Raw genomic sequence first — 478 nt, forward strand, 5'->3', positions numbered from 1 at the left:
ACGCGCTTGGCGTCCTCGACGGACGCACCCGTGACGTAGCCGGCAAGCCCATAGGGCGTGTCGTTGGCGATGTGCACCGCCTCGGCTTCGTCCTTGGCGCCGATGATGGTCAGCACCGGTCCGAAGATCTCTTCGCGCGCGATCGTCATGTCAGGGGTGACGTCGGCGAAGATGGTCGGACGGACATAGAAGCCCTTGTTGACGCCCTCGGGCAGGCCCGGGCCGCCCGAGACGAGCGTTGCGCCCTCGTCGATGCCCTTCTTGATCAGGCCCTGGATCTTGTCCCACTGGCCGCGGTTGACGACGGGGCCGATGGTGGTGCCTTCGGCGCGCGGATCGCCCGCCTTGGTCTTGTCGGCGACAGCCTTCGCGATCGCGGCGACTTCCTTCATCTTCGAGAGCGGCACGATCATGCGCGAGGGCGCGTTGCAGGACTGGCCGGAGTTGTTGAACATGTGCATCACGCCGCCGGTCACCG

General features: G+C 66.5%; 1 protein-coding gene. It reads right to left on the minus strand.

The features are described 5' to 3' along the window. The coding region (locus tag AC0L3S_RS39160; protein WP_473285306.1) for an aldehyde dehydrogenase family protein at positions 1-478 on the minus strand (478 nt) is incomplete at both ends.

It is taken from the genome of Bradyrhizobium sp. Ken01 (assembly GCF_055807355.1).